Genomic DNA, 1,624 nt, shown 5'->3' on the forward strand with positions numbered 1-1,624 from the left:
CTGAGCCTGGATCCACGGGGTTGGTAATGCGATGAAAGCCGCGATATGAGGAGAGGTGCCCTGCAACCTGGGATGATGGGAGTTCTCTACGCTTCCAGCAGCCAGATTGAACGGACACCTCTCAAGTGCGATTGTTTCACGCCGCTGCCAAGACGCATGCGGCGTTCGATGACGAGCATGTGATCGCGTACGCGGGCCTGGTGCCGGCGATGCGGCTGGCCGAGCGCTGTGGCCTGGCCTCGCTGGTCGGCGAGCACGTGTCGCTCCGGTGCCGGGACGGGGCGAACGCGCCGGTCAAGGTCGCCTCGGTGGTGGCCGGGATGCTGGCCGGGGCCGACAGCATCGACGATCTGGACGTGCTGCGGCACGGCGGGATGGACAAGCTGTTCACCGGCGTGCGCGCCCCGTCCACGCTCGGGTCGTTCCTGCGCGCGTTCACCTGGGGCAACGTCCGCCAGTTGGAGAAGACGGCGCGTGTACTGCTGGCCCGGCTCGCGGCGCACACGCCGCTGCTGCCCGGCGCGGACGTGCTGGCGTTCCTGGATGTGGACTCGATGCAGCGCCGCACCTACGGGTACGCCAAGCAGGGTGCCGGGTTCGGCCATACCAAGATTCAAGGCAAGAGCGTGCTGGTCAAGGGGCTGAATGTGCTGGCGGCGAGCCTGTCGACGCCGGTGGCCGCGCCGGTGGTGACCGGCACCCGGCTGCGCGGCGGGAAGAGCGCCTCAGCCCGCGGAGCATCCTGGTTCGTGCGCGAGCAGATCGGCACGGCCCGGTCCGCCGGGGCCAGTGGCCTGCTGGTGATGCGCGGTGACTCGGCGTTCTACAGCGAACAGGTCATCGGAGCCTGCCAGGCGGCGGGCGTGTGCTTCTCGGTCACCGCCAAGATGGATCCCAAGATCAAGGCCGCGATCGCGGCCATCCCCGAGACCTCCTGGATCTCCATCGATTACCCGAAGGCCATCTTCGATGCTCAGGCCGGCGGGTGGGTGTCGGACGCCCAGATCGCAGAGGTCGGCTACACCGCTTTCGCCTCCAAGAACAACCCGGTGACCGCCCGCCTTATCGTGCGCCGGGTCAAACGGCTCAACCCTCAAGCCGCCAGCGGGCAGGACGAACTGTTCCCGGCCTACCGCTACCACCCGGTCTTCACCGACAGCCCGTTCACCTTGGTCCAAGCCGAGGCCCAGCACCGCGACCACGCCATCATCGAGCAGGTCAACGCCGACCTGATCGACGGGCCGCTGGCGCATCTGCCCTCTGGCGACTTCAACGCCAACGCCGCATGGCTCACCTGCGCGGCCATCACCCACAACCTGCTACGCGCCACCGGCACCCTGGCCTCGGCGTTCCACGCGCGTGCCCGCGGCGCCACCCTGCGCCGCCACCTGATCAGCGTTCCGGCCCGGCTCGCCCGGCACGGCCCGGCAGGACCAGCAGGGCACATCACCGTGCACCTGCCCGAGCACTGGCGCTGGCAGGCCGAGTGGATGAACACCTTCCGGGCCGTCCACGACCCACCACCAGCGACAGTGGCCTGACCCGCCCCGACCCGGTCACCGTTCCCGACGACCATCACAGTCACCGCGCCCGCCGGCGCATCCCACCCCCGATCCGCACCCCC

1 protein-coding gene is annotated in these 1,624 nt (G+C 69.2%); it reads left to right on the forward strand.

The features are described 5' to 3' along the window. Positions 1 to 125 precede the first annotated feature (125 nt). Positions 126 to 1,541, forward strand: a complete 1,416-nt coding sequence (locus ACGFIS_RS37490) for an IS1380 family transposase (protein WP_392913559.1) — start codon at positions 126 to 128, stop codon at positions 1,539 to 1,541. Positions 1,542 to 1,624: the final 83 nt, after the last annotated feature.

Source organism: Spirillospora sp. NPDC048824, from assembly GCF_043198455.1.
In the GTDB taxonomy this organism is placed as follows: domain Bacteria; phylum Actinomycetota; class Actinomycetes; order Streptosporangiales; family Streptosporangiaceae; genus Spirillospora.